The organism is Georgenia sunbinii, from assembly GCF_036421875.1.
Classification (GTDB): Bacteria; Actinomycetota; Actinomycetes; order Actinomycetales; family Actinomycetaceae; genus Georgenia_B; species Georgenia_B sunbinii.
This window is the reverse complement of sequence record NZ_JAZGOL010000003.1, coordinates 149,891-176,804: the sequence shown is the minus strand read 5'-3', so window position 1 is coordinate 176,804 and position 26,914 is coordinate 149,891. Positions and strand designations below refer to the sequence as shown.

Here is a 26,914-nt window from a genome sequence, read left to right as displayed (position 1 = left end):
CGGAACGGTGCCTTGACGTGTCCTGGGCGGCGGGCGCGGGCGGGGCGGTTGCGTGGGGCGCGGGTAGGGTGTGGGGTCTTCACATCAGCACAAGGAGTTGAGCCAATGAGCCGCCCGTCCCAGGTCGCCACCGCGGTGCGCGCCCTCCTCGAGCCCGTCGTCGCCGACGCCGGGCTCTACCTCGAGGACGTGAGCAGCTCCGCCGGTCGGCCCACCGTCGTGCGGATCGTCGTCGACCTGCCCGACGGCCCCGGGGGCGTCGGCTCGGACGCGCTCACCGACGTCTCGCGGGCGATCTCCGCCGCGCTCGACGACGCCGACGTCGTGCGCGGTGCCTACACCCTCGAGGTCTCCACGCCGGGTGTCGGACGTCCGCTGACCGACGAGCGTCACTACCGCCGCGCGGTCGGCCGGCTGCTGCGGCTGACCACCGGTGACGGCCCGCTCCGCGGCCGCCTCACCACGGTCGAGGGCGAGGTGCTGCACCTCGAGATCGACGGCACGACACGGACGGTGCCGCTGGCACACGTGACGTCGGGCACGGTGGAGCCCGAGCTCAACCGGCCGACGACCGAGGACGAGGGCTGAGGAAGACCTATGGACATCGACATGACTGCGCTGCGGATGATCGAGCGCGAACGAGAGATCAGCCTGGACGTCCTCGTGGGCGCGATCGAGGAGGCGCTGCTGCTCGCCTACCAGCGCACCCCCGGCTCGGCCGAGAAGGCCCGGGTCGAGCTGGACCGCCGCACCGGCCGGGTGACCGTGATGGCCACCGAGGTCGACGAGGAGGGCAACGCCGTCGGCGAGTTCGAGGACACGCCCAGCGGCTTCGGCAGGATCGCGACAGCGACGGCGCGCAGCGTCATCGTGCAGCGGCTGCGGGACGCCGAGGACGACCAGGTGATGGGCAGCCTTCGCGACCGCGCCGGCCAGCTCATCGCCGGCGTCGTCCAGCAGGGCCGTGACCCGCGCACCGTGCTCGTGGACATCGGCGACCTCGAGGCGGTGCTGCCGGCCCACGAGCAGGTCCCCACCGAGACCTACCGCCACGGCGACCGGCTGCGGGCCTACGTGCTCGAGGTCACCCGCGGCATGCGAGGTCCGTCGGTCACCCTCTCCCGCACCCACCCGAACCTCGTGCGCGAGCTGTTCGCGCTCGAGGTGCCCGAGGTCGCCGACGGCACCGTGGAGATCATGGGGCTCGCCCGCGAGGCTGGCCACCGCACCAAGATGGCAGTGCGGACGTCGGTCGCCGGCCTCAACGCCAAGGGCGCCTGCATCGGACCGATGGGCCAGCGGGTGCGTGCGGTGATGAGCGAGCTCGGCGGGGAGAAGATCGACATCGTCGACTACTCCGACGACCCCGCAGCCTTCGTCGCCAGCGCGCTGTCGCCCTCGCGCGTGACGAGCGTGGAGGTCGTCGACCTCGAGGAGCGCTCGGCGCGCGTCGTCGTCCCGGACTTCCAGCTGTCGCTGGCGATCGGCAAGGAGGGCCAGAACGCCCGCCTCGCGGCCCGTCTCACCGGCTGGCGGATCGACATCCACTCCGACACCGAGGACCAGGCGGCGGCCGAGGTGGCCGATGACGCCGCCGCGGACGACGAGCGGTAGCACCGATGAGCCGGCCGCTGTGAGCAAGCACACCCGGCTCTGGCAGGCGGGCGTGGCGCTCGTCATGGTGCCTGTTCTGGTACCAGGGGGGTAGACTCGACGGCGGGCCACCGCCCGGAATCCTATGCAGACACCAACTCAGCCCCCACCTCCCGGTGCGGGACCGGTTCGTACCTGTGTCGGTTGCCGTGCCACGGCCCCGCGATCCGTCCTCGTGCGGCTCGTCCTCGCTCCAGACCCGGCCCGCGCCGTGGTGGACGAGCAGGCGGCCGCTCACGGGCGGGGTGCCTGGTTGCACAACGACCGGGCATGCCTGGACCTGGCCGAGCGCCGTCGAGCAGTACCTCGGGCCCTGCGAGCAGCAGGGCCGGTGGACCTCGCCGCCGTGCGTGACTGGTTCACACCTCACACCGGAACCCCGGCGTGACGATCATTCGAGTCATCGAAGAAGAAAGCGGGTTGGAAGCCGATGGGCACCCGATGAGTACCCAGCGATGAGCACCCAGCACTAGCACGGCCCCACCCTGTCCCGGGCGGGCCGAGACAGGAGAGATGTGGCAAGGCTCCGCGTCCACGAGCTCGCAAAAGAGCTCGGTACAGACAGCAAGACGGTCCTGGCGAAACTGACCGAGCTCGGTGAGTTCGTCAAGTCAGCGTCATCCACGGTCGAAGCACCCGTGGTTCGTAAGCTCCGCGAGGCGATCCCCGCCGCGCCGGAATCCGCGCCGAAGGCGAAGGCCCCCGCGGCCAAGCCCGCGCCGAAGAAGCCGGCACCGGCAGCCCCCGAGGCTCCCGCGCCGGCGGCGCCCGCCCCGGCCGCCCCGCAGCAGCCGGCGGCACCCGCAGCAGCCGCTGCGCCCGCAGCACCGGCCGCCCCGCAGGAACCGGCGGCGCCCGCAGCGGCCGCGCCAGCTCCGGCACCGGGCCCCAAGGCGCCCGCCCCGAAGGCTCCCGAGCCGCAGGCCCCTGCGGCCGAGGCTCCGACGCCGGCGGCTCCCAAGCCCGCCGCGGCGCCGGGCCCCCGCCCGGGTGCACCGCGCCCGGGCAACAACCCGTTCGCACCGAGCCAGGGCATGCCCCGGTCCGGTGGCAGCGGCGGTGGCCCGCGTCCCGGTGGCCCGCGTTCGGGCGCACCGCGTCCGGGCAACAACCCGTTCGCCACGAGCCAGGGCATGCCCCGGCCCGGTGGCTCCGGTGGTCCTCGCCCCGGCGCTCCGCGTCCGGGCGCGCCGGCTGCCGGCGGTCCCCGTCCCCCGGCCGGCGGCTCGCGGCCGACCGGTCCGGGCGGCGCACGCCCGTCGCCGGGCATGATGCCCGGCAAGAGCTCGGTCGGTACTCCCGGTGCACCCGCGCGTGGTGGCGGCCGTGGTCGTCCCGGTGGCGGCGGTCCCGGTGGTGCCGGCGGCGGTGGCGCACGGCCCGGCGGCGGCGGCGGTTTCGCCGGTCGTGGTCGTCCCGGTGCCCGCGGTGGCACGCAGGGTGCCTTCGGGCGTCCCGGCGGTCGTCCGGTCCGTGGCCGTAAGTCGCGGCGCGCCAAGCGCCAGGAGTTCGAGCAGCAGTCGGCTCCGTCGCTGGGCGGCGTCTCCGTCCCGCGCGGCGACGGCAAGACCGTCGTGCGGATCCGCGCCGGCGGCAGCCTCGCGGACTTCGCCGACCGGATCGACGCGAACCCCGCGGCGCTGGTCACCGTGCTGTTCCACCTCGGTGAGATGGCCACGGCCACCCAGTCGCTGGACGAGGACACCTTCGCGGCACTGGGAACCGAGCTCGGCTACATCGTCGAGATCGTCTCCCCGGAGGACGAGGAGCGCGAGCTCTTCGGTGGCTTCGACATCGACCTGGCAGCCGAGGAGGCTGCCGAGACGGACGAGGACCTCATGCCCCGTCCGCCGGTCGTCACCGTCATGGGTCACGTCGACCACGGAAAGACCAAGCTGCTCGACGCGATCCGGCGCACCGACGTCGTCGCCGGCGAGGCCGGTGGGATCACCCAGCACATCGGTGCCTACCAGATCCGTACCGAGCACGAGGGCCAGGACCGTGCGCTGACCTTCATCGACACCCCTGGTCACGAGGCGTTCACCGCCATGCGTGCCCGTGGTGCCAACGTCACCGACATCGCGATCCTCGTGGTCGCCGCGGACGACGGCGTGATGCCGCAGACCGTGGAGGCGCTCAACCACGCGCAGTCGGCCGGCGTGCCGATCGTCGTCGCGGTCAACAAGGTCGACAAGGAGGCTGCGAATCCGGCGAAGATCCGCCAGCAGCTCACCGAGTACAACCTGGTGGCCGAGGAGTACGGCGGCGAGACCATGTTCGTCGACGTCTCCGCCCTGCAGCGGATGGGCATCGACCAGCTGCTCGAGGCGGTGCTCCTCACCGCCGACGCCGCGCTCGACCTGCGGGCCAACCCCGACAAGGACGCGCGAGGCGTGGCCATCGAGGCCAACCTCGACAGGGGCCGTGGCACCGTGGCGACCGTGCTCGTCCAGTCCGGAACGCTGAACGTCGGTGACTCGATCGTCGCCGGTACCGCTCACGGGCGGGTCCGGGCGATGTTCGACGAGCACGGCGCGCAGGTCGAGGAGGCCGGCCCGGCACGCCCGGTGCAGGTCCTCGGGCTGCAGTCCGTGCCGCGCGCCGGTGACACGTTCATCGTCGCCGGTGACGACCGCACCGCCCGGCAGATCGCCGACAAGCGGTCCGCGGCCGACCGTGCCGCGTCGCTGGCGAAGCGTCGCAAGCGGATCTCGCTGGAGGACTTCAACGAGGCCGTCCAGCAGGGCAAGGTCGAGACCCTCAACCTCGTCCTCAAGGGCGACGTGTCCGGTGCCGTCGAGGCGCTGGAGGACTCGCTGCTCAAGATCGACGTGGGCGACGACGTCGAGCTGCGGATCATCCACCGCGGCGTGGGTGCCGTCACCCAGAACGACGTCAACCTGGCCACGGTGGACAACGCCATCATCATCGGCTTCAACGTGAAGCCCGCGGAGCGGGTCACCGAGATGGCCGACCGCGAGGGCGTCGACATCCGCTACTACTCGGTCATCTACGCGGCGATCGAGGACGTCGAGCAGGCCCTCAAGGGCATGCTCAAGCCGGAGTACGAAGAGGTCCAGCTGGGCACGGCGGAGATCCGCCAGGTGTTCCGCTCCTCCAAGTTCGGCAACATCGCAGGCTCGATCGTGCGCTCCGGGACCATCCGGCGTGGCACCAAGGCCCGCGTGCTGCGCGATGGCGTGGTCGTCGGCGACAACCTGTCGGTCGACTCGCTGCGCCGGGAGAAGGACGACGTCACCGAGGTCCGCGAGGGCTTCGAGTGCGGTATCGGGCTCGGGTCGTTCAACAACGTCACCGAGGGCGACACCATCTCGACGTACGAGATGCGCGAGATCCCGCGGGGCTGAACGCTCTAGTCGTGTGGCGCCGGTCCACCAGGGCCGGCNCCGGTCCACCAGGGCCGGCGCCACACGGCGTCCCACAGACAGGAGAGACCGATGGCTGAGACCGAACGCATGCGCCGGGTGAGTGACCGGATCAAGCAGATCGTGGCCCGCATGCTCGAGTCGCGGATCAAGGACCCGCGGCTGGGGTTCGTCACCGTCACCGAGGTCCGGGTGACCGGTGACCTCCAGAACGCCACCGTCTTCTACACCGTCCTCGGTGACGAGGAGGCCGAGCGGGAGACCGCCGCGGCACTCAGCTCGGCCCGCGGACTCATCCGCTCCGAGGTGGGCAAGCAGCTCGGGCTGCGGCTGACGCCGACGCTCGCGTTCGCGCCCGACGTCGTCCCGCAGACCGCCGCGGACCTCGACGAGGTGCTGCGCATCGCCGCGGCACGTGACGCCGAGCTCGCCCAGATCGCCGCCGGCGCGACCCCGGCCGGCGACGCCGACCCCTACCGGCAGCCCGCCGGTGAGGTCCTGCTCGAGGAGCCGGACGACGACGAGCTTGCCGACGACGACGGAGGCCCGCTGGCCGACGACGTGCGGTGAGACCCCTCGGGGTCTTCGCCGCCGGCGTCGGCGTCGGAGCGCTGTCCGGGCTGCTCGGCATCGGCGGCGGCATCGTCCTGGTGCCGCTGCTGGTCTTCCTCTTCCACCACGCCCAGAAGCAGGCTCAGGCGACGTCGCTGGCCGCCATCACGCTGGTCTCGGTGGCCGGCGCCGTCACGTACGGAGCCGCCGGCGACGTCCGGCTGCTGCCGGCCGCCTTCATCGTCGCCGGGGGACTGGTCGGCACCGTGCTCGGGGCCGAGCTGGTGCACCGGCTGTCCGAGCGACAGCTCCGCTGGATGTTCGCCGCCCTGATGGTCGTCGTGGCGCTGCGGATGGCCCTGGTGCCGGCGACCGACGGCGGCTCCGCCGTCGTCGGGCTCACCGGCTGGGTCGCACTGGCCTACGGCGGCGTCGGGCTGGCCATGGGCGTGCTCTCCGCACTCGTCGGTATCGGCGGCGGCATCGTCGTCGTCCCGGTCCTGGTCATCGCCTTCGGCTTCAGCCCGCACGAGGCGCAGGGCACCTCGCTCGCGGTGATGGCGCCGGTCTCGTTGCTCGGAGCCTGGCGCCATGCCCGCCACGGCTACACCGACTGGCGCGCCGGCGCGCTCCTCGGTGCCGGCGGCGTGCTCGGCGCACCGCTCGGCGCACTCCTCGCGCTGAGCCTCCCGGGCACCGGCCTGCAGCGGATCTTCGCCGTCGTGCTCGTCTACTCGGCGATCCAGCTGATCCGCCGCGCCCGCCGCCCCTGACCCCCCACTTGTCCCCGACAGCCGACTTGTCCCCGACAGCAGACTTGTCCGCGACAGCCGACTTGTCCGCGAGAGCGGGATTGTCCGCGACAGCCGACTTGTCCGCGACAGCGGGATTGTCCGCGACAGCCGACTTGTCCGCGACAGCGGGATTGTCCCCGTACCGACGCTGCTAGCGTCGCCGTCGTGACTTCCCCTCGCGCCCGTTCCGGCTCCACCGTGCCCGCTGACGGGATCCTCGTCCTCGACAAGCCGGCCGGCTGGACCAGCCACGACGTCGTCGCCCGGACCCGGCGGCTCGCCGGCACCCGCAAGGTCGGCCACGCCGGCACGCTCGACCCGATGGCCACCGGGGTGCTCGTCCTCGGCGTCAACCGCGCGACCCGGCTGCTCACCTACCTCGTCGGTGCCGACAAGGAGTACACCGCCACGATCCGGCTCGGGCAGACGACCGTCACCGACGACGCCGAGGGGGAGGTCACCGCGGCCGCCGGTGCCCCCGCGACTGCGCCGGACGCCGTCGAGGCCGCACTGACCGCGCTCCGCGGCCCGATCGAGCAGGTCCCCAGCTCGGTGAGCGCGATCAAGGTCGACGGCCAACGGTCATACGCACGTGTCCGCGGCGGCGAGACGGTCGAGCTGGCCGCCCGGCCGGTCGTCATCCACCGCTTCGACCTCCTCGCGCAGCGGACCACGACCGCCGCCGACGGCACCCCGGTCACCGACCTCGACGTCATCGTCGGCTGCTCCTCGGGAACCTACATCCGTGCCCTGGCCCGCGACCTCGGTGGGGCGCTGGGGACCGGCGGGCACCTGACCGCGCTGCGGCGCACCCGGGTCGGCCCGTTCGGCAGTGACGACGCCGCAGACCTCACTGCGCTCGGAGCCGCCCACGAGGCCGGCGAACCGGTCGCCCTGATCACCCTCACCGACGCCTGCCGCGCGACCTTCCCGCTGCGCCAGCTCGACGAGAAGGAGACGACGGCGGTGCGGTACGGCCAGCGGGTCGCCCCCAGCGGGCAGCCGGGGCCGGTGGCGGTGCTCGCCCCGGCGGGCCACGTCGTCGCCGTCCTCGAGGACCGGGACGACCGCGCGAAGCCGGTCCTCGTGCTCGACCCGGCCTGACGCGCCGCCGCTCCCGGTCGAGGGCTCGGCGGCCGGCCACGGGCTCGGCGGGCGGGGGGCCAGGGGCTGTGCCACGCTGCCACCACGGCACGGTGGCCGCCGCGCCGGACGCGAGCCCCGAGGGGGACACGTGCAAGTGCTGTGGGGGATCGGCGGGATGACGCTCGTCCTGCTCATCGCCTGGCTGCTGTCGGTGGACCGGCGCAAGATCCGGCTGCGCACCGTGAGCCTGGCGCTCCTCATCCAGGTCACCTTCGCCGTCCTCGTGCTGTACGTCCCCGTCGGTCAGCAGGTGCTCACCACGGTTGCCAGCGGCGTTCAGGGGGTCATCGACTCCTCGGCGGCCGGGATCGACTTTCTCTTCGGCCCGGTGCTGCCCGACGAGGGCTCGGTGTTCGCCTTCCAGGTGCTGCCGGTCATCGTCTTCTTCGCCGCGCTCACCGCGGTGCTCTACCACCTGGGGATACTCCAGCTCATCACCCGGTGGATCGGCGGCGGCCTCGCCAAGGCGCTGGGCACCACCGGGCCGGAGTCGATGAACGCCGCGGCGAACATCTTCGTCGGCCAGACCGAGGCACCGCTCGTCATCCGGCCCTACATCAAGGCGATGACGCCGTCGGAGGTGTTCGCCGTCATGTGCGGCGGCCTGACGACCGTCGCCGGGTCGGTGCTCGTCGGGTACGCGCTCCTCGGTGCGAACCTCGACTACCTCATCGCCGCCAGCTTCATGGCCGCGCCCGCCGGCCTGCTCATGGCCAAGATCCTCGTGCCGGCCGGCGCGATGGCCGGCATCGGCCCGAACGCCGAGGTCGTCGCGCCACCGCCGTCGCCACCGGCCGCCGCGGGGGACGCCGGCACCGAGGCGCGCGGTGGCCTCGTGGCGCGACTGGCCGGCGCGCTGCGGCGGGGCTCACGGCGGGGCAACACGCAGGCCGGCCGCGACGAGCTGGTGCGGCGGGCGAGCGGTGGGACGGTGGCCGCCGCAGGAGCTTCGGACGAGCAGAACGAGAACGACGACAACGAGAACGACGACGAGCAGAACGAGAACGACGACGACGCCCCGGTCAACGTCATCGACGCCGCCTCCCGCGGCGCATCGGACGGGCTCGACCTCGCGCTCAACGTCGGCGCCATGCTGCTGGCCTTCGTCTCGCTCATCGCGCTGGGCAACCTCATCCTTGGCGGCATCGGGGGACTGTTCGGCTACGGGGACCTCAGCATCGAGCAAGTCCTCGGCTACGTGTTCGCGCCGGTGATGGCGGCGGTCGGGGTGCCGCTGACCGAGGCGGTCGACGCCGGCAGCTTCCTCGGGCAGAAGGTGATCCTCAACGAGTTCGTCGCCTTCTCCGACTTCGCGCCGCGCGCCGAGGAGTTCTCCGCCAAGGCGCAGGCGGTCATCACCTTCGCGCTCACCGGGTTCGCCAACCTCGGCTCGCTGGCCATCCTGCTGGGCGGGCTCGGCGGCATCGCCCCCACCCAGCGCAGCGTCATCGCCCGGCTCGGGCTGCGCGCTGTGGCAGCCGGCACACTGGGCAATCTGCTCTCTGCCGCGGTCGCGGGCATCCTCATCGGCTGACCGCCGGTAAGGTCGGCACCGGCCGTGTCCGCGGCCGGCAACGAAGGAGGCCCGCAGGGTGCAGGTGTGGCACGGATTCGACGAGGTCCCCGCCGACCTCGTCGCGAGCGTCGTCACCATCGGCAACTTCGACGGCGTCCACCGCGGCCACCGGGCGGTGCTCACTGCCGCCGTCGCGCGGGCCCGCGAGCTCGGGCTACCGGCGGTCGCGATGACCTTCGACCCGCACCCGGCCCAGGTCCACCGCCCGGAGTCGACCCCGCCGTTGCTCACCGGTCTCGTCGACCGCCTCGAGCTGCTCGCCGAGATCGGCCTCGACGCCGCCGTCGTCGTCACCTACACCCTCGATTTCGCACAGGCGCTGCCCGAGGAGTTCGTCCGCCGCTGCCTCGTCGAGTCGCTGCGGGCGCGCGCCGTCGTCGTCGGGCAGGACACCCGGTTCGGGCGCGACAACCGCGGCGACACCGGCACCATGGCAGAGCTGGGGGAGCGCTACGGCTTCGCGGTGGAGGTGGTGCCCGACCTCGGCGGGGCCGGCGTGCGGCGCTGGTCCTCCAGCTGGGCACGTGAGCTCATCGAGGTCGGCGCCGTCGCGGAGGCGGCCGAGATCCTCGGCAGGGCGCACCGGATGCGCGGCATCGTGGTGCGCGGGCACGCCCGCGGTCGTGACCTCGGCTTCCCGACCGCCAACCTCGAGCCCGCCGCCAGCGGCGCGGTGCCCGCCGACGGCGTCTACGCCGGCTGGCTGAGCCGGCACGGCGGTACTGGCAGGCCGATGCCCGCGGCGATCTCGGTCGGCACCAACCCGACCTTCGACGACGTCGCCCGTCGCACCGTCGAGGCGCACGTCCTCGGACGCGACGATCTGGAGCTCTACGACGAGGAGGTCGTGGTGGAGTTCGTCACGCTGCTGCGCCCCACGCTGCGCTTCGACGGTGTCGGGCCGCTGATCACCCAGATGCAGCAGGACGTGCTCGACGCGGCCGCCGCGCTCGACCAACGGTAGTTCTGCTAGGATCGTCGCTGCCGTCAGATCGGCCGCGGATGCCGCATGCCCGGGTGGAAATGCCCCGGTGCGCCGCGCAACGACCATCAAGGAGAACTGTGCCCCTCGCTGCAGACGTCAAGAAGTCCATCATCACCGAGTACGCCATCCACGAGGGCGACACCGGTTCACCCGAGGTCCAGATCGCGATGCTCACGCGCCGCATCCTCGACCTCACGGAGCACGGCCTCACTCACAAGCACGACCACCACAGCCGCCGTGGGCTGCTGCTGCTGGTCGGCCAGCGCCGTCGGCTGCTGAGCTACCTGCAGCGCGAGGACATCGAGCGCTACCGAAGCCTCATCGCGCGCCTCGGCCTGCGCCGCTGACTCTCGACCGGTCCGGATCCCGCTGGGGTCCGGGCCGGTTGTGCATGTCCGCCTGGTGGCGGACAACAACTGAAGCACCCATCACACCGCGCCGGGGACTCGCCCCGGTCCTCGGTAGTGGCCTCCGGAACCCCGGCTCGACGCCGGCTCGTCCGTGGGCCTCGATCGAAGGCCGACGAGCACCGGACGCGGACGAACACGAAGGAGGGCACCCATGGAGGGACCCGAGATCACGTCCGCCGAAGCTGTCATCGACAACGGCAAGTTCGGCACCCGCACCGTCCGCTTCGAGACCGGGCGTCTGGCCCGGCAGGCCGCCGGCACCGCCGTCGCCTACCTCGACGAGGACACCATGCTGCTGTCGGCGACGACCTACGGCAAGCACCCGAAGGAGCACTTCGACTTCTTCCCGCTGACGGTCGACGTCGAGGAGCGCTCGTACGCCGCCGGCAAGATTCCCGGCTCGTTCTTCCGTCGTGAGGGACGCCCCTCGACCGACGCGATCCTCGCTTGCCGGCTCATCGACCGCCCGCTGCGCCCGTCCTTCGCCAAGGGCTTGCGCAACGAGGTCCAGGTCGTCGAGACCGTCCTCGCGCTGCACCCCGATGACAGCTACGACGTACTGGCCATCAACGCCGCGTCGCTGTCCACCCAGATCTCCGGCCTGCCGTTCTCCGGCCCGATCGGCGCCACCCGCATCGCGCTCATCGACGACCAGTGGGTCGCCTTCCCGCGCTACTCCGAGCTGGAGCGGGCCGTCTTCGCGATGGTCGTCGCCGGCCGCGTCGTCACCGACGCGCAGGGCAACGAGGACGTCGCGGTGATGATGGTCGAGGCCGAGGCCACCGACCACGCCTGGACGCTCATCAAGGAGCAGGGCGCCACCGCCCCGACCGAGGACGTCGTCGCTCAGGGCCTCGAGGCCGTCAAGCCGTTCCTGCTCCAGCTGTGCCAGGCGCAGGCCGAGGTTGCCGCGACCACCACCAAGCCGGCCCACGACCTGCCGCGCTACCTCGACCACACCGACGAGCAGTACGAGGCCGTCGCCGCGCACGCCGCGAAGGACCTCGGCAAGGCCATCGCGATTCCCGCCAAGCAGGAGCGCGAGACCCGCCTGGACGAGATCCGCGACGCCACCGTCGAGGCGCTCGCCGGGCAGTTCCCGGACGCCGAGAAGAGCCTCAAGGCCGCTTTCCGGGCCGCCACCAAGCACTTCGTGCGCCAGCGGGTCCTCAAGGACGGCGTCCGGATCGACGGCCGTGGGCTGCGCGACATCCGCACGCTGTCCGCCGAGGTCGAGGTGCTGCCCCGGGTCCACGGCTCGGCGATCTTCGAGCGCGGCGAGACCCAGATCATGGGCGTCACCACGCTGAACATGCTCCGCATGGAGCAGCAGCTCGACACCCTCTCCCCGGTGACCCGCAAGCGCTTCATGCACAACTACAACTTCCCGCCGTACTCGGTCGGTGAGACCGGCCGCGTGGGCTCGCCCAAGCGTCGCGAGATCGGCCACGGCGCCCTCGCCGAGCGCGCCGTGCAGCCCGTGCTGCCGACGCGTGAGGAGTTCCCCTACGCGATCCGCCAGGTCTCCGAGGCGCTGGGCTCCAACGGCTCGACGTCGATGGGCTCGGTCTGCGCCGCGACCCTCTCGCTGCTCAACGCCGGTGTGCCGCTGCGCGCCCCGGTCGCGGGCATCGCGATGGGCCTGATGTCCGACGAGGTCGACGGTGAGACCCGCTTCGCGGCGCTCACCGACATCCTCGGCGCCGAGGACGCCTTCGGCGACATGGACTTCAAGGTCGCCGGGACGCGGGAGTTCATCACCGCGATCCAGCTCGACACCAAGCTCGACGGCCTGCCGGCCTCGGTGCTCACCGGTGCGCTGACCCAGGCCCGCGACGCCCGCCTGCACATCCTCGACGTCATGGCCCAGGTCATCGACACCCCCGACGAGATGGCAGCGACCGCACCGCGGGTCATCACCGTCAAGGTCCCGGTAGACAAGATCGGTGAGGTCATCGGCCCGAAGGGCAAGATGATCAACCAGATCCAGGAGGACACCGGCGCGGACATCTCCATCGAGGACGACGGCACCGTGTACATCGGCGCCGTCGACGGCCCGTCCGCCGAGGCGGCACGGCAGGCGGTCAACGCCATCGCCAACCCGCAGATGCCGGAGGTCGGCGAGCGCTTCGTCGGCACCGTTGTCAAGACGACGTCGTTCGGCGCCTTCGTCTCGCTCTCCCCGGGCAAGGACGGCCTGCTGCACATCTCGCAGATCCGCCGCCTCGTCGGTGGCAAGCGCGTGGAGAACGTCGAGGACGTCCTCGGGGTCGGCCAGCAGGTCCAGGTCGAGCTCGCCGAGGTCGACGCGCGTGGCAAGCTCTCGCTGCACGCCGTCGTCGAGGACGAGGAGGGCGCCGAGGAGGCGTCCACCGACGCGCCGGCCCCGGCCGCCGCCGAGGACGCCCCGGCCCAGACGGAGGACGAGAAGGCCCGCGAGGCCGGCCGTCGCCGTGGTGACCGGAGCCGTGAGCGTCGCAACCGCACCCGTGAGGGTGGCGACGCCTGAGGTGCCAGTAGTACTCAACCTCGGCCCGGCCGCCGCGCCGGGCACCGAGGTCCGCCTGGAGCAGGACGGCAGCGTCATCCGGCGCTCCGTCCTGCCCGGCGGGATCCGGGTGCTGAGCGAGGCGATGCCCGCTCAGCACTCGGCGACGATCGGCGCCTGGGTGGCCGTCGGCTCGCGTGACGAGACCGACGGCCACCACGGCTCCACCCACTTCCTCGAGCACCTGCTGTTCAAGGGCACCGGGCGGCGCGACGCGATGGACATCGCGGTCGCTTTCGACGCCGTCGGTGGCGAGGCCAACGCCGCCACCGGCAAGGAGCACACCTGCTACTACGCCCGGGTGCTCGACGCTGACGTCCCGATGGCGGTCGACGTCATCACCGACATGATCACCTCCGCGCTGCTCGATCCGGAGGAGCTCGAGGTTGAGCGCGGCGTCATCCTCGAGGAGCTCGCGATGGCCGGGGACGACCCCATCGACGTCGTCCACGAGCAGTTCGCCGCCGCGGTCCTCGGGCCGCACCCGCTCGGCCGGCCGATCGGCGGCACCCCGGCGAGCATCCGGGCGGTGCCGCACGGCGCCGTCGTCGAGCACTACCGCCGCACCTACGTCCCCGACGAGCTCGTCATCACCGCCGCCGGCGCCATCGATCATGACGCACTGTGCCAGCAGGTGCTGGACGCAGTGCGGGCGGCCGGCTGGCAGCTCGACGACGGCGCCGCCCCGGTGGCGCGCCGCGGAGCGGTCGGGGCCCTCGGCCGGGCCGGCGACCTGCCGACGGCGGGCCGGGCGCTGACCATCGAGCGCCCCACCGAGCAGGCCAACGTCATCCTCGGCTGCCAGGGCCTCAGCGCTGCCGACGAGCGCCGCTGGGTGCTGTCGGTGCTCATGACCGCCCTCGGTGGCGGGATGAGCTCGCGGCTGTTCCAGGAGGTCAGGGAGCGCCGTGGGCTGGCCTACTCGACCTACGCCTTCGCGTCCTCCTACGCCGAGGCCGGCACCATCGGCCTCTACGCCGGCTGCAGCCCGGAGAACACCGGGCAGGTCGTCGAGCTGCTCGGTGAGGAGCTCGACAAGGTCGCTGCAGCACCGCTGCCGGCGGACGAGCTCAGCCGCGCGATCGGTCAGCTGAGCGGCAACCTCGTGCTGGGGCTGGAGGACACCGGTTCACGGATGTCGCGGCTCGGCCGGGCGGAGATCGTCCACGGCGAGCTCACCACCGTCGACGACGCGCTCGAGCGGATCCGCGCGGTCACCGCGCAGGAGGTCCAGGACCTCGCCGCCGAGCTCGCCGGCCGGGTTCGCTCCCTGGTCGTTGTCGGCCCCTTCACCCACGACATCGCCGCCGACATCCTCGCCCGCTGATCTCCCCCTCCCTTGCTCGCGAGAGCGGGATCGTCCGCGACAGCAGACTTGTCGCCGACAGCTGACTTGTCGTCGACAGCAGACTTGTCCGCGAGAGCTGAGTTGTCTGCGCAAGCGGCCCACGCGCTCCAACGAGCGCGTCGCGTGGACAATCCCGCTGTCGGCAGTGGGGGCGGGGCGTGGACAATCCCGCTGTCGGCGGTGGGGGCGTGGACAATCCTGCTGTGGGCGGCGGAGGTGGGGGTGGGGCGTCTGCGCCAGTAGGCTCGTGCTCATGGCTGACTCGATCAAGGTTGCAGTGCTCGGCGCGCAGGGACGGATGGGGGCCACCGTCTGTCAGGCGGTGACCGACGCTCCCGGGCTCGAGCTTGTCGCCCGCCTCGACCTGGACGACGACGTCGCCTCGCTCGCCGGCCGGGCCGACGTCGCCGTCGACTTCACCGTCCCGTCGGCGACCGAGGCCAACGTGCACGCGCTGCTCGACGCCGGGGTGCACGCCGTCGTGGGCACCACCGGTTGGGACGATGCCGCGATCAACCGGGTCCAGGAGCATGCTGCCCGCACCGACGGCCTCGGCGTGCTCATCGCGCCGAACTTCGCGCTCTCCGCGGTGCTGGCGATGCGGTTTGCCGCCCAGGCGGCCCGCTTCTTCGAGTCGGCGGAGATCATCGAGCTGCACCACCCGAACAAGGTCGACGCGCCGTCAGGCACTGCGGTGGCCACCGCCCAGCACATCGCCGCCGCCCGGGCCGCCGCCGGCCTCGGGGTGATGCCCGACGCCACCGAGACGGAGCTGGACGGCGCCCGCGGGGCCGACGTCGAGGGCGTGCCGGTGCACGCGGTACGGCTGCGCGGCCTCGTCGCGCACGAGGAGATCCTCTTCGGCAACCCCGGCGAGCAGCTGACCATCCGCACCGACTCGTTCGACCGGGTGAGCTTCATGCCCGGCGTGCTCCTCGCCGTGCGGGAGGTCGGCGGCCGGCCGGGGCTGACCGTGGGACTGGACCAGCTGCTCGACCTCGGCTAGCTCGCCCGGCCCAGCCGCTCGACGGCCCCGATGAGCATCGCCCAGAGCGCGTCACGGTCCAGCGAGACCGCCACCGAGGTGTTCGCCTCCCGGCCGAACCGGCCGTCGAAATCGGTCACCGTCATCCCGGTGGTCCAGCGCCCGGTCAGCTCCACGGCGACGAAGGCCTCCCGGTACGTCATGATTTCCGGCGCGACGACCGCAGCGACCGCGCAGAGGTCGTGCACCGCCGGTACCGGGTTCCCCAGCTCTCCGTTGCCTGCGGCGACGTACGCGAGCAGCTCCTCGACGAACCGCGGCACCGGCCCGTCGATTGAGCGGATCCGCCCCCGGACGCCGTCGTCGGCCCGCACCTGGTAGGTGAGGTCGAGGCCGACCATGGTCACCGGGCACGGCGCGGAGAGCACCGCGTCGGCCGCCTCCGGGTCGACGAGGATGTTGAACTCGGCCGCCGGGGTGCGGTTGCCGCGGGTGTAGGTGCCGCCCATCAGGCAGATCTGCCTGAGGTGGCCGGCGAGCGCCGGCTCGAGGGCCAGCGCGAGCGCGACGTTCGTCAACGGGCCGGTGGGCACGAGGCTGACCGCGCCGGGCGCGTGGGCCAGCACGGTGTCGACGATGAACTGCGGCGCGCTGCGGCTGTCGGGCTCGCGCTGCGGCTCTGGCAGCAGCGGCCCGTCGGGCGTGGAGCCGCTCGGGTACCCAGGCGCGACGATCGGCTCACGCACGAGCGGACGGGCGGCGCCGCGTGCGATCGGGACGTCGATGCCGGCGACCGCGCACACCGCGCCGGCATTGCGGGTGACCTGGTCGAGGACGTGGTTGCCGGCCACGGTGGTGATGCCGAGCAGCTCGCAGCGCGGATCACCGGCGGCGAGCAGGATCGCGAGCGCACCGTCGTGCCCCGGGTCGCAGTCGAGGATGACCTTGTGGCGCACCGCTGGCTCCCGTCATTGGGCTCAGCGCACAGAGTACCGGCGGTGGCCGGCGCGCGCCCTGGGCGCGACCGTTCGCCCGGCGATTAGACCCGGGTGTACCAGCAGTGCTCGACGATGGTGCCGCCGGGGGTGGGCAGCTCGCGGCGCAGACCGCCTGGGGCGAAGCCGGCGGAGTGGAGGAAGCGGGTGCGTGGGTCGTCGTCGTCGGTGGCCCAGGTGAGCAGGGTGCCGGCGCCGGCGTCGGTGGCGAGGTCGACGCAGGCGGCCAGCAGGCGTGATCCGTGGCCGTGGCGGGTGTGGTCGGCGACCACCTCGAGCGCGAGGATCTCGACGGCGTCGGTCACGGGGCCCGCGGCGGGCAGCTCGACGGCGGCCGCCGGGGCGTAGGCCGCGAACCCGACGACGAGGGAGCCGTCACAGGCGGCGAGCACCCGGTGCTGCGCCGACGGCGGTTTGCTGATGCCCTCGAGCCAGCGGGCCCGCACCGCGGCGGTGTCGATCGCAGCGAGCTGCGCGGCCGCGACGAGGCCGCGCCGCTGCCAGGCCTGCAGCTGCACGCTGGTGACGAGCGCGGCGTCCTCGGGGATCGCCGGCCGCACCGAGACGTCGGCCGTCGGGCCGTGGTCGTGGCCGGCGTGCGGATCGGGCTCCTCGGCGCGGTCGGATACCGGCGCCGCGACCAGCGGATCACCGGCGAACGCACCCACCTCGGCGGCCAGCTCGCCGAGGACGTCGTCCCCGCCGAAGTCGTCGTGGCCGGGGCGTGGGGTGGCAGTTGTCACGGGCCCAGGCTACGCCAGGAGGCGGACACGTCCCCGCCCCGGTCGCCGGCAGCGGTACCGTCATCCCATGAGTGTCTCTGCCACGCCGTCGCGGACCTTCGGTTCGGTCAGCACCGCGATCGTCACGCCGTTCCACGCGGACGGCACGGTCGACCTCGGCACCGCCCAGCGGCTGGCCGTCGACCTGGTCGACGCCGGCTGCGACAGCCTCGTCGTCAATGGCACCACGGGGGAGTCCTCGACCACCCACCAGCCGGAGAAGGACGCGCTCATGCGCGCCGTCGTCGAGGCGGTGGGGGACCGCGCGATGATCATCGGCGGGGCGGGGTCGAACGACACCGCGCACGCCGTGCGGATCGCCAAGGGCGCCGAGCGCAGCGGAGCGCACGGCATCCTCATCGTCACCCCGTACTACAACCGGCCGTCGCAGGCCGGGCTGTACACCCACATGGTCGCCGTCGCCGAGGCCACCGACCTGCCGGCGATGCTCTACGACATCCCCGGCCGCACCGGCCTCGCGATCGCCGACGACACCCTCGACCTGCTCGCCGAGCACCCGCAGATCATCGCCGTCAAGGACGCCACCGGTGACGTCCCCAGCGGCTTCGAGCGGATGGCGCGCACCGGCCTGGAGTACTACTCCGGTGACGACAACCTCAACTTCGCCTGGCTCGCCCACGGCGCCTCCGGCGTCGTCAGCGTCGTCGGCCACCTGGCCGCCAGGCAGTACGCAGACATGGTCCAGGAGGTCGACGACGGCGACCTCGTCGCCGCCCGCGGCGTCGCCACCAGGACGAGGACGCTCGTCAATGCGATCATGGGCGGCGGGCAGGGTGCCGTCATGGTCAAGGAAGCACTGCATCTGCAGGGACGCCTCCCCAACCCCACCGTGAGGTTGCCGCTCGTGCGCGCCTCCGAAACAGAGATCGCGGCACTGGAGACGGTGCTGCGCCAGGAAGGACTTGTGTGAGTCATCCCCATCCCGACCTCACCCCGCCGCCCCCGTTGGGCGACGGTGCACTGCGCATCGTCGCCCTCGGCGGCCTGGGTGAGGTCGGCCGTAACATGGCCGTGCTCGAGTACGGCGGCAAGCTGCTCATCATCGACTGCGGGGTGCTGTTCCCCGAGGACCACCAGCCCGGCGTCGACGTCATCCTGCCGGACTTCGACTACATCGCCGACCGGCTCGGCGACATCGAGGCCGTCGTCCTCACCCACGGCCACGAGGATCACATCGGCGCCGTGCCGTACCTGCTGCGCATGCGCAAGGACATCCCGCTCATCGGCTCGCGGCTGACGCTGGCGTTCATCGAGGCCAAGCTCAAGGAGCACCGCATCAAGCCGGTGACCCGCGAGGTCAAGGAGGGCCAGACCATCAAGCTCGGGCCCTTCGGCCTCGAGTTCGTCGCCGTCAACCACTCCATCCCGGACGCACTGGCCGTCATGGTGCGTACCGGCGCCGGCAACGTGCTGCACACCGGTGACTTCAAGATGGACCAGCTGCCCCTCGACGGCCGCATCACCGACCTGCGCGCCTTCGCCCGCCTCGGTGAGGAGGGCGTCGACCTGTTCATGACCGACTCGACGAACGCCGAGGTCCCCGGCTTCACCACCTCCGAGGGTGAGATCGGCCCGGTGCTGGACTCGGTGTTCGCCGACGCCACGCACAAGATCGTCGTCGCGTCCTTCGCCTCGCACGTCCACCGGGTGCAGCAGGTGCTCGACGCCGCCTACGCCCACCGCCGCAAGGTCGCCCTCGTCGGGCGGTCGATGGTGCGCAACATGAAGATCGCCGGCGACCTCGGTTACCTGAAGGTCCCGGCGGACACGCTCGTCGACATCAAGGCCGTCGACAACCTGCCCGACGACGAGGTCGTCCTCATGGCGACCGGCTCCCAGGGCGAGCCGATGGCCGCGCTGAGCCGCATCGCCAACCGTGACCACCGCGTCGAGGTCGGCCCCGGCGACACCGTGATCTTCGCCTCCTCGCTCATCCCGGGCAACGAGAACTCGGTCTACCGGGTGATCAACGGGCTGACCCGGCTCGGCGCGAAGGTTGTGCACCAGGCCAACGCCAAGGTGCACGTCTCCGGTCACGCCAGCGCCGGTGAGCTGCTCTACTGCTACAACATCGTCAAGCCGCGCAACGTCATGCCGGTGCACGGCGAGATCCGCCACCTCGTGGCCAACGGAGCGCTCGCGGTCAAGACCGGCATCCCCGCCGAGCGGGTGGTGCTCGCCGAGGACGGCGTCGTCGTCGACCTCATCGACGGCAAGGCCCGCATCGTCGGGGCCGTGCCGAGCCGGTACGTCTACGTCGACGGCTCGTCCGTCGGGGAGATCACCGACGCCGAGCTCAAGGACCGTCGGATCATGGGCGAGGAGGGCTTCATCTCGATCTTCGCCGCGGTGGACCCCGCCACCGGCGCGGTCGTCGCCGGCCCGCACATCCAGGCCCGCGGCATGGCCGAGGACGACTCCGTCTTCAACCCGGTCCGCAAGCAGCTGGCCGAGGAGCTGACCAAGGCGATCCAGGGCGGCAGCACCGACACCCACCAGCTGCAGCAGATCATGCGACGGACCGTGGGGCGCTGGGCGTCCTCGCGGCTGCGTCGTCGCCCGATGATCGTCCCCGTGGTCATCGAGGCCTAACCACCCCAGCCCCTCGTGCGCCGAGACACTCGATCTCGGCGCACGAGGGCGCCGAGACACTCGGTCTCGGTGGTAGATGTTCGGCCTCGGTCACCAGTTCAGCCCCGAGCGGCCCGCAGCGTCTCGACATAGCGTCGAGCGCGTTCGTCAGGCGGCCCGGGGAGCAGGCCGGCCAGCTCGAGGCTCACCAGGCCGTGGACGAGTGCCCACAGCCCCAGCGCGACGTCGGTCGGGTCGCTGCCGGCGCCGGCCCCCTCGCGAGGGAGCCGCGCGACAGCGTCGCGCAGCACGCCGAACGTCGGCCGGGCGACCGGCGGTACCCCCGGCTCGTCCGCGGAGTCGCCCGGGTGCCCGCCGGCGAACATCACACGGTAGAAGTGCGGGTTCGCCAGTGCGTTCTGCCGGTAGGCGACCCCCAGGGCGAGCAGGTCGGCACCCGGGTCCGTGCTGAGCGGAACGGTGTCGAGATAGCTCGCGAAGCGCCGGAAGCCCTCATCGACGACGGCGCGCAGCAGCCCGTCGCGGCCGCCGAAGAGCGTGTAGATCGCGGCCGTTGTCGTCCCGGCCGCCGCCGCTAGCGTTCGTAGCGACAGTGCCTGAACGCCCCCATCGACGACCGCCTGGGAAGCGAGCTCGACGAGCGTGATGCGCAGGGCGTCGTCGTGGGGGAGGGGCCGTGCCATGGGCAGAAGTCTATTGGTCTTGACCCCGCACGTCTAACGCTGTTAGATAACAGTGTTAGAAGAGGAGGTCATCATGCTCGAACTTTCCCAGCCAGCCCAGCTCACCGCGGGCATCGCTGTCCTTGCCGCGATCACCGTCACCACCGGTGGCTACTTCATGACCCGCGTCGTCGCGGGGAAGGTCCCGGCGACACCGTTCCAGACGTCGTTCTTCCGCGCTGGCCACGCGCACGCCGGGGTGTTCATCATCCTCGGCCTCGTCTGCCTGCTGCTCACCGAGGCCACCGACCTCAGCGGTGGCTGGGCCTGGCTGGCGCGCACCGGCGCCCTCGTCGCCGCGATCGTCATGCCGGCCGGGTTCTTCTTCTCGGCGATGGGCCGCGGGCGCGAGCGGCCCAACCGGCTCGTCGTCCTGCTCTACCTCGGTGCCGGGTTCCTCATCGCCGGGCTCGCTACCCTGGGCATCGGGCTGCTCGCCGCAGCCTGACCGGGCGCGCCGCATCTGGCGCCCTCGTGCGTGTCCCGCGGGCCATCGGCGCCAACGTCTGGTTCAGTGGGGGCACAGGCGTGTCCTGCACCCGCCTGCTGGTTGGAGGACCACTCACACATGGCGACCCGTACGACTTCCCCCGGACGGTCCGCCCGGGCGAGCAAGCCGAGTCCGAGCTCGGCGGCCCGCACCGGAGGTCGGAAGAGCCCTGCCCCACCGCCGCCCCGGCCCCCGTGGCCGGTCCGGTTCGTGCGCGGCGTCTGGCTCGGGTTCGCCCACGTCATCGGAGGGACGCTGCGGCGGATGGGACACGGAGCGCGCGGGCTGGACCCGGCACTGCGCAAGGACGGCGTCGCGCTGCTGCTGATGGCGCTCGCCGTCATCGTCGCCGCGCGCGAGTGGTTCGGCCTGTCCGGCAGTGCCGGGAACGTCATCCACGCCGTCGCCGCCGGGAGCATCGGTGTGCTCGGCGTGCTGCTGCCGCTCGTGCTCGTCCTCACCGCGGTCCGCCTCATGCTGCACCCCGAGCGCAACGAGGCCAACGGCCGGGTGACGATCGGGATCGCGGTCGCCGTCGTCGCGGTCACCGGGACCATCCACGTCGCCCGCGGCGTCCCCAGCCCCACCGAGGACTTCGCCGGGGTGCAAGCCGCCGGCGGCCTCGTGGGCTGGCTCATCGGCACCCCGCTGACCACGCTCCTCAGCCCGTGGGTGAGTATCCCGGTGCTCGTCATCCTCGGCTTCTTCGCCGTGCTCATCATCACCGCGACGCCGGTCGCCTCGATCCCGCGACGCCTGGCCTCGCTCGGGCAGCGGGCCTACGAGGACGACGACCAGCACGACGACGTCGCCCAGGACCCGGACCGCCCCGCCAAGCCACGGCGCCGCAGCAAGAAGGCGGACACCGAGCCGCTGCCCGGCTACCACGCCGACGAGGCGTTCGCCCGGGCCGCCGAGGTCGCCGCCGCCGAGGAGGGCACCACGGTGCTGCCCGGCAGCCGCGGCAAGGCCAAGGCCGCCAAGGCCCGCACCACACCCGCCGCCGCCGCGGCAGTCGCGACCGCCGCGACTGCCGACGCCGCGCCCGAGCCCGAGCCCAGCGAGCTGCACGCGCCGCCGACCCAGCCGCTGCCGGCACGCGCCGAGCAGCTCGAGCTGGCGCCCGACATCGTCTACACGCTGCCGACCGACGACGTCCTCGTCCAGGGAGCGCCGCACAAGGTCCGCTCCGCGGCCAACGATCGCGTCGTCGAGTCGCTGTCCAACGTCCTCGAGCAGTTCGACATCAACGCGAAGGTCACCGGGTTCTCCCGCGGCCCGACGGTCACCCGCTACGAGGTCGAGCTGGGCTCGGGGACGAAGGTCGAGCGGGTCACCGCGCTGAGCAAGAACATCGCCTACGCCGTCGCCAGCGCCGACGTGCGGATCCTGTCCCCGATCCCCGGCAAGTCCGCGATCGGCATCGAGATCCCCAACGCCGACCGGGAGACCGTCGCCCTGGGCGACGTCCTGCGCTCGGCGGCCGCGCGGCGCGTCGAGCACCCGCTGATGATCGGCGTCGGCAAGGACGTCGAGGGCGGCTACGTCGTCGCCAACCTCGCCAAGATGCCCCACCTGCTGGTGGCCGGCGCCACCGGCGCGGGGAAGTCGAGCTTCGTCAACTCGATGATCACCTCGATCATGATGCGCGCCACCCCGGAGGAGGTGCGGATGGTGCTCGTCGACCCCAAGCGGGTCGAGCTGACGATCTACGAGGGCATCCCGCACCTCATCACCCCGATCATCACCAACCCGAAGAAGGCCGCCGAGGCCCTGGAGTGGGTGGTGCGGGAGATGGACGCCCGCTACGACGACCTCGCCGCGTACGGCTACAAGCACATCGACGACTTCAACGCCGGGGTGCGCTCCGGAAAGGTCAAGCCGCTGCCCGGCAGCGAGCGGAAGATCACCACCTACCCCTACCTGCTGGTGGTCGTCGACGAGCTCGCCGACCTCATGATGGTCGCCCCGCGCGACGTCGAGGCCTCGGTGCAGCGCATCACCCAGCTCGCGCGGGCCGCCGGCATCCACCTCGTGCTCGCCACCCAGCGACCCAGCGTCGACGTCGTCACCGGCCTCATCAAGGCCAATGTGCCCTCCCGGCTGGCGTTCGCGACGTCCTCGCTCACCGACTCCCGCGTGGTGCTCGACCAGCCCGGCGCCGAGAAGCTCATCGGGCAGGGTGACGCGCTGTTCCTCCCGATGGGCGCGCCGAAGTCGATGCGCGTCCAGGGCGCGTGGGTGACCGAGTCCGAGATCCACGCCGTCGTCGAGCACGTCAAGGCCCAGCTGACGCCGACCTACCGGGAGGACGTCGTCCCCACGGTGAAGAAGAAGCAGGTCGACGAGGACATCGGTGATGACCTCGACCTGCTGCTGCAGGCCGCTGAGCTCGTCGTCACCACCCAGTTCGGCTCCACCTCCATGCTGCAGCGCAAGCTGCGGGTCGGCTTCGCCAAGGCCGGCCGGCTGATGGACCTGCTCGAGTCCCGCGAGATCGTCGGCCCCTCCGAGGGCTCCAAGGCCCGCGACGTCCTCGTCCAGCCGGACGACCTGCCGGGCACTCTCGCGATGCTCCGCGGGGAGGACCCGCCGCCGGCCGGCGACGACGAGCCCTACGACGTCGAGACCGACGACGAGCCCGACGGCGGTGCGCCGGCCACCACCGTGCTGCCCCAGCACGATCCCACGATCACCGAGGCCGTCGACTACTACGACGACGACGAGGCCAGCGACGACGACGCCTGGAACCTCACCCCCCGCTGAGCCCTCCCTCTTTCGCCGAGATCGGGTATCTCGGCGAATGCGTGAGACCCGGGGCGCAGCGGTCAGGCGACCCCAGGACCACCATGGAACGCCAGGGTCCGCTGGCGGACCCTGGCGTCGAGACCGGATATCTCATGCCGAGACCGGATGTTCCGGCGCTCTGCTGCGCCGAGATCGGGTATTTCGGCGCAGCTGTCAGCTGGTGGGGGAACGGGGGATGACGGTCGGCTCGGGGCCGGTGGGCTCGGGCGGTTGGGTGCGCTCGGTGGCGTCCTCGCCGACGACCTCGAGCACCTGCTCGTAGCGGCTGGAGATCTGGGTATCGCTGAGGGTGAGGCCGTCGGGGCGGTCGCCGGCGACGAGGTCGGACAGCACGTGGAGCCGCTGGTCGCCGACCCGGTCGACGGTCACCGCCGTCCACTCCATCGACTCGACCCGGGCCGGCTCGCCGTCGGGCTTGACGACGGTCGCCAGCGCGAGGAGGCCGGTGGCGGTCTGCGGCACGCAGCACCGCTCGTCCTGGTTGGAGATGAAGTTGCCGAGGCCGTAGGCCACCCACATACCGTCGCCGTGCGGCCCGCCGGGGAGCTTCTCGATCGGCTGGGGGACGTGGGCGTGGTGACCGATGATGAGGTCGACCTCGCCGGACTCGGCGAGCGTCTCGGCGAGCGCGACCTGGTCGGGGTGCGGGGTGCCGCTGTACTCGCTGCAGCAGTGGACGCTCGCGACGACGAGGTCGGCGCCGTCTTCCCGGGCCTCGGCGGCCATCTCAACGAGGCGGTCGGGGTCGATGAGGTCGACCGCCCACGGGCTGTCGGCCGGGATCGGGATGCCGTTGGTGCCGTACGTTGCGCCGAGCTGGGCGACCCGGATGGTCTGCCCCTCCCGCTCGAGCTCGTACCACTGCGCGCTGTCCGCCTCGGCCTGGCTGCGGGCGCTGCCGACGTGCCCCAGGCCCACCTCGTCCATCGTGTCCAGCGTGTGCACCAGCCCGTCCATGCCACGGTCGAGGGTGTGGTTGGTGCCGGTGGAGCAGCCGTCCCAGCCGAGCCGGACGAGGTCGCCCGCCAGCTCGGTGGGGGCACCGAACATCGGGTAGCCGCTGGGAGCGGTCCCCGACGGGGCGAGCGGCACCTCGAAGTTGCACAGCGCGAGGTCCGCGCCCCGGGTGAAGTCGGCGGTGGCCGCCATCATGGGCTCGAAGTCGTAGCCGTCCCCGCCGGCGTCCGTGGCGGCGGTGTTGATGACGGTGGTGTGTGGCAGGACGTCCCCGCCGGCGATGATCGTGAACGTCGCATCCGGCAACGGCTCCGGCTCCGGCGTCGGTTCGGTGCTGGGGGTCTCCTCCGCGGCCGGCGACGTCGTCGCGACCGGCGTCGGAGCCTGCGCGCCGGGCGCCGGCTCCCACGGGCGCCACAGCGCGGCCACCGCCACCAGGACGACGACGGCGGCGACGAGCAGCAGGGCGGCGGCCGGCACCGGCCGCCGAGGAAGGGCATGACGAGCCATGGCTGGGAGGTTACCGCCCGGTGGCGCCTCGACCGGACGGCGGGCCGTACCCTGGGCTCATGTCGACTGTCGCCCCGGTGCCCCTCTGGAACCTGGCCAACATCCTCACCATGGTGCGGGTTCTCCTCGTGCCGGTGTTCGTGGTCTTCTTCCTGGGCGACTCCACCGCGTCGCGGATCATCGCGACCGCCGTCTTCATCATCGCCGCGATCACCGACCGGCTCGACGGCCAGATCGCCCGCAGCCGCGGCCTGGTGACCAACTTCGGCAAGATCGCCGACCCCATCGCCGACAAAGCGCTGGTCATCAGCGCCCTCGTGCTGCTGTCCCTCGACGGGCTGGTGCCGTGGTGGGTGACGGTGGTGATCATCGTGCGCGAGCTGGGTATCACCGTGCTGCGCTTCGTGATGATCCGGCGGTCGGTCATCGCGGCGTCCAGCGGCGGCAAGCTCAAGACCGTGCTGCAGCTGGCCTTCATCATCTCCTACCTCGTCCCGTGGGCCGCGCTGCTGCCTGGCGGCGTCGCGGACGTCATCCTCACCATCACCTGGTGGATCATGATCATCGCGGTGGCCGTCACCGTGCTCACCGGGCTCGACTACATCGTCCGCGCCGCCCGGTTCTCCGAGGGGCCCGCGGACCGCGCGTCGGCCTGAGCCCGTGACCGCCCCCGTTGCCGCCGCCGTCGTCGCTCGGCTGACCGCCGGCGGGCTCACCGTGGCGACCGCCGAGTCGCTCACCGGTGGTCTCGTCACGGCGGCGCTGACCGCGGTGCCCGGGGCTTCGGCCGTCGTCCGTGGCGGGGTCGTCGCCTATGCCACCGAGGTCAAGGCCGGTGTGCTCGGCGTCGACGGGTCGTTGCTGGCCGCCGGTGGCCCCGTCCAGGCTGAGGTCGCCCGCCAGCTCGCGCGCAGCGCGGCCGGGGTGATGGCGGCCGACTGCGCCGTGGCGACGACAGGGGTGGCGGGCCCGGGGCAAGCCGACGGCCACGAGGCGGGCACCGTGTTCGTCGCGGCGTGCCTCGATGACCGCGTGGCGGTGCGCCGGCTGCAGCTCGCCGGTACCCGTGCCCTGGTCCGCCGGGCCACCGTCGACTCGGCCCTGGCGCTCCTCCTCGGCCTGCTGATCGACCGGGAACATTCTCCGGCCGGTCGGAGTTGAGACAGGTAATGAACACGAACAAGAACCTCGGCCTCCGCCCGGGGCGGGCGTCGAGTCGCCCTGCCGGCCGGGACAACCGGCGCAGCACCCCCCGACCGGGGTACGGTAGCGCCATGACTGTGACGCATGAGGAGGTGGTCCCGGTGATCGTCCTGCGACGAGAGATCGGTGACGTCCTTCGTTCCGTCCGCCAGCACCAGGGTCGTACCCTGCGTGAGGTCTCCTCCGCCGCCCGGGTCTCGCTCGGCTACCTCAGCGAGGTCGAACGCGGTCAGAAGGAGGCATCCTCCGAGCTGCTCGCCGCGATCTGCGGCGCGCTCGACGTCCCGTTGTCCTTCATCCTGCGTCAGGTGAGCGACCGGATCGCGGTCGCCGAGGGCGTCCACGTCCCCGACACCGTGCCGGAGGAGCTGGCCGTCTCGATGCGGCGCGAGCTCGTCGGCGTCGCCTAGACCCACCAGCTGTCCACCTGAGCCCCGACCGGGAACGGTCG

Annotated in this window: 24 protein-coding genes; 20 read left to right on the top strand and 4 right to left on the bottom strand. The window is 72.2% G+C overall.

The features are described 5' to 3' along the window. Positions 1–105 precede the first annotated feature (105 nt). The 13 genes from rimP (at position 106) to dapB (ending at position 15,404) form a co-directional block, all read left to right on the top strand. The gene (gene rimP / locus V2J52_RS08600; RefSeq protein WP_331227280.1) at positions 106–588 is read left to right on the top strand and encodes a ribosome maturation factor RimP; all 483 of its coding nucleotides are present in this window, start codon (positions 106–108) and stop codon (positions 586–588) included. 9 nt (positions 589–597) lie between these two features. Continuing rightward, complete coding sequence (nusA, locus tag V2J52_RS08595; protein ID WP_331227279.1) at positions 598–1,614, top strand: transcription termination factor NusA; 1,017 nt, start codon at positions 598–600, stop codon at positions 1,612–1,614. A gap of 124 nt (positions 1,615–1,738) precedes the next feature. Next, a complete protein-coding gene (locus V2J52_RS08590; RefSeq protein ID WP_331227278.1) occupies positions 1,739–2,041 on the top strand; it encodes a YlxR family protein in 303 nt (100 codons plus the stop codon). Between the two features lie 127 nt (positions 2,042–2,168). Then, positions 2,169–5,021: a translation initiation factor IF-2 gene (gene infB, locus V2J52_RS08585; protein ID WP_331227277.1), complete on the top strand. Its 2,853-nt coding sequence runs from the start codon at positions 2,169–2,171 to the stop codon at positions 5,019–5,021. Positions 5,022–5,111: 90 nt separating this feature from the next. Next, on the top strand, positions 5,112–5,609 hold the full coding sequence (gene rbfA, locus V2J52_RS08580; RefSeq protein WP_331227276.1) for a 30S ribosome-binding factor RbfA: 498 nt from the start codon (positions 5,112–5,114) through the stop codon (positions 5,607–5,609). After that, complete coding sequence (locus V2J52_RS08575; RefSeq protein ID WP_331227275.1) at positions 5,606–6,364, top strand: sulfite exporter TauE/SafE family protein; 759 nt, start codon at positions 5,606–5,608, stop codon at positions 6,362–6,364. The genes rbfA and V2J52_RS08575 overlap by 4 nt, the downstream gene beginning before the upstream one ends. A gap of 186 nt (positions 6,365–6,550) precedes the next feature. Then, positions 6,551–7,489, top strand: a complete 939-nt coding sequence (gene truB / locus V2J52_RS08570) for a tRNA pseudouridine(55) synthase TruB (protein WP_331227274.1) — start codon at positions 6,551–6,553, stop codon at positions 7,487–7,489. Between the two features lie 157 nt (positions 7,490–7,646). Next, positions 7,647–9,065, top strand: a complete 1,419-nt coding sequence (locus tag V2J52_RS08565) for a NupC/NupG family nucleoside CNT transporter (RefSeq protein WP_331227273.1) — start codon at positions 7,647–7,649, stop codon at positions 9,063–9,065. A 58-nt stretch (positions 9,066–9,123) separates the two neighbouring features. Then, positions 9,124–10,071 (top strand): bifunctional riboflavin kinase/FAD synthetase, encoded by a 948-nt coding sequence (locus V2J52_RS08560; protein WP_331227272.1) that lies wholly within the window; start codon positions 9,124–9,126, stop codon positions 10,069–10,071. Positions 10,072–10,169: 98 nt separating this feature from the next. Further along, on the top strand, positions 10,170–10,439 hold the full coding sequence (rpsO, locus tag V2J52_RS08555) for a 30S ribosomal protein S15 (RefSeq protein ID WP_331227271.1): 270 nt from the start codon (positions 10,170–10,172) through the stop codon (positions 10,437–10,439). 214 nt (positions 10,440–10,653) lie between these two features. Continuing rightward, complete coding sequence (locus V2J52_RS08550) at positions 10,654–13,011, top strand: polyribonucleotide nucleotidyltransferase (protein WP_331227270.1); 2,358 nt, start codon at positions 10,654–10,656, stop codon at positions 13,009–13,011. A 1-nt stretch (position 13,012) separates the two neighbouring features. Further along, positions 13,013–14,377, top strand: coding sequence for a M16 family metallopeptidase (locus tag V2J52_RS08545; protein ID WP_434056396.1), 1,365 nt, complete (start codon positions 13,013–13,015; stop codon positions 14,375–14,377). Between the two features lie 274 nt (positions 14,378–14,651). Continuing rightward, positions 14,652–15,404: a 4-hydroxy-tetrahydrodipicolinate reductase gene (gene dapB, locus V2J52_RS08540; RefSeq protein WP_331227269.1), complete on the top strand. Its 753-nt coding sequence runs from the start codon at positions 14,652–14,654 to the stop codon at positions 15,402–15,404. Here dapB and V2J52_RS08535 read toward each other — a convergent pair. Both V2J52_RS08535 and V2J52_RS08530 read right to left on the bottom strand, forming a co-directional pair. Then, positions 15,401–16,339, bottom strand: a complete 939-nt coding sequence (locus V2J52_RS08535) for a nucleoside hydrolase (protein WP_331227268.1) — start codon at positions 16,337–16,339, stop codon at positions 15,401–15,403. The two genes, dapB and V2J52_RS08535, sit on opposite strands and share 4 nt — an antisense overlap. Positions 16,340–16,422: 83 nt before the next feature. Continuing rightward, on the bottom strand, positions 16,423–17,121 hold the full coding sequence (locus V2J52_RS08530; protein WP_331227267.1) for a GNAT family N-acetyltransferase: 699 nt from the start codon (positions 17,119–17,121) through the stop codon (positions 16,423–16,425). A 67-nt stretch (positions 17,122–17,188) separates the two neighbouring features. On the opposite strand from V2J52_RS08530, the gene dapA reads away from it, so the two are divergent. Next, positions 17,189–18,091: a 4-hydroxy-tetrahydrodipicolinate synthase gene (dapA, locus tag V2J52_RS08525; RefSeq protein WP_331227266.1), complete on the top strand. Its 903-nt coding sequence runs from the start codon at positions 17,189–17,191 to the stop codon at positions 18,089–18,091. Next, positions 18,088–19,773: a ribonuclease J gene (locus V2J52_RS08520; RefSeq protein WP_331227265.1), complete on the top strand. Its 1,686-nt coding sequence runs from the start codon at positions 18,088–18,090 to the stop codon at positions 19,771–19,773. The genes dapA and V2J52_RS08520 overlap by 4 nt, the downstream gene beginning before the upstream one ends. 98 nt (positions 19,774–19,871) lie before the next feature. Here the strand turns inward: V2J52_RS08520 and V2J52_RS08515 are convergent, their stop codons facing one another. Continuing rightward, positions 19,872–20,456: a TetR/AcrR family transcriptional regulator gene (locus V2J52_RS08515; RefSeq protein WP_331227264.1), complete on the bottom strand. Its 585-nt coding sequence runs from the start codon at positions 20,454–20,456 to the stop codon at positions 19,872–19,874. Positions 20,457–20,529: 73 nt separating this feature from the next. On the opposite strand from V2J52_RS08515, the gene V2J52_RS08510 reads away from it, so the two are divergent. Together V2J52_RS08510 and V2J52_RS08505 are read left to right on the top strand one after the other, a co-directional pair. Continuing rightward, positions 20,530–20,943 carry a hypothetical protein gene (locus V2J52_RS08510; protein WP_331227263.1) on the top strand — a complete coding sequence of 138 codons (414 nt, stop codon included), beginning with the start codon at positions 20,530–20,532 and terminating at the stop codon, positions 20,941–20,943. Positions 20,944–21,249: 306 nt separating this feature from the next. After that, positions 21,250–23,751, top strand: a complete 2,502-nt coding sequence (locus tag V2J52_RS08505) for a DNA translocase FtsK (RefSeq protein ID WP_491062079.1) — start codon at positions 21,250–21,252, stop codon at positions 23,749–23,751. A gap of 195 nt (positions 23,752–23,946) precedes the next feature. Here V2J52_RS08505 and V2J52_RS08500 read toward each other — a convergent pair whose 3' ends face one another. Then, on the bottom strand, positions 23,947–25,260 hold the full coding sequence (locus V2J52_RS08500; protein ID WP_331227261.1) for a CapA family protein: 1,314 nt from the start codon (positions 25,258–25,260) through the stop codon (positions 23,947–23,949). Positions 25,261–25,319: 59 nt separating this feature from the next. Between V2J52_RS08500 and pgsA the strand changes: the two genes are divergently transcribed. From pgsA to V2J52_RS08485, 3 genes are all read left to right on the top strand, one after another. Continuing rightward, positions 25,320–25,916 (top strand): CDP-diacylglycerol--glycerol-3-phosphate 3-phosphatidyltransferase, encoded by a 597-nt coding sequence (gene pgsA / locus V2J52_RS08495; RefSeq protein WP_331227260.1) that lies wholly within the window; start codon positions 25,320–25,322, stop codon positions 25,914–25,916. A 4-nt stretch (positions 25,917–25,920) separates the two neighbouring features. Next, positions 25,921–26,421, top strand: coding sequence for a CinA family protein (locus tag V2J52_RS08490; protein ID WP_331227259.1), 501 nt, complete (start codon positions 25,921–25,923; stop codon positions 26,419–26,421). Between the two features lie 113 nt (positions 26,422–26,534). Further along, on the top strand, positions 26,535–26,873 hold the full coding sequence (locus tag V2J52_RS08485) for a helix-turn-helix domain-containing protein (protein WP_331227258.1): 339 nt from the start codon (positions 26,535–26,537) through the stop codon (positions 26,871–26,873). The last annotated feature ends 41 nt before the right edge of the window (positions 26,874–26,914 follow it).

Bases quoted from the DNA above. Each gene is read 5' to 3' on its own strand.
- V2J52_RS08485 (WP_331227258.1), top strand. From the start codon at position 26,535: ATGACTGTGACGCATGAGGAGGTGGTCCCGGTGATCGTCCTGCGACGA.
- V2J52_RS08590 (WP_331227278.1), top strand. From the start codon at position 1,739: ATGCAGACACCAACTCAGCCCCCACCTCCCGGTGCGGGACCGGTTCGT.
- nusA (WP_331227279.1), top strand. From the start codon at position 598: ATGGACATCGACATGACTGCGCTGCGGATGATCGAGCGCGAACGAGAG.
- dapA (WP_331227266.1), top strand. From the start codon at position 17,189: ATGAGTGTCTCTGCCACGCCGTCGCGGACCTTCGGTTCGGTCAGCACC.
- V2J52_RS08515 (WP_331227264.1), bottom strand. From the start codon at position 20,456: ATGGCACGGCCCCTCCCCCACGACGACGCCCTGCGCATCACGCTCGTC.
- V2J52_RS08505 (WP_491062079.1), top strand. From the start codon at position 21,250: ATGGGACACGGAGCGCGCGGGCTGGACCCGGCACTGCGCAAGGACGGC.
- dapB (WP_331227269.1), top strand. From the start codon at position 14,652: ATGGCTGACTCGATCAAGGTTGCAGTGCTCGGCGCGCAGGGACGGATG.
- rimP (WP_331227280.1), top strand. From the start codon at position 106: ATGAGCCGCCCGTCCCAGGTCGCCACCGCGGTGCGCGCCCTCCTCGAG.
- V2J52_RS08500 (WP_331227261.1), bottom strand. From the start codon at position 25,260: ATGGCTCGTCATGCCCTTCCTCGGCGGCCGGTGCCGGCCGCCGCCCTG.
- pgsA (WP_331227260.1), top strand. From the start codon at position 25,320: ATGTCGACTGTCGCCCCGGTGCCCCTCTGGAACCTGGCCAACATCCTC.
- V2J52_RS08510 (WP_331227263.1), top strand. From the start codon at position 20,530: ATGCTCGAACTTTCCCAGCCAGCCCAGCTCACCGCGGGCATCGCTGTC.
- V2J52_RS08550 (WP_331227270.1), top strand. From the start codon at position 10,654: ATGGAGGGACCCGAGATCACGTCCGCCGAAGCTGTCATCGACAACGGC.
- V2J52_RS08565 (WP_331227273.1), top strand. From the start codon at position 7,647: ATGACGCTCGTCCTGCTCATCGCCTGGCTGCTGTCGGTGGACCGGCGC.
- rbfA (WP_331227276.1), top strand. From the start codon at position 5,112: ATGGCTGAGACCGAACGCATGCGCCGGGTGAGTGACCGGATCAAGCAG.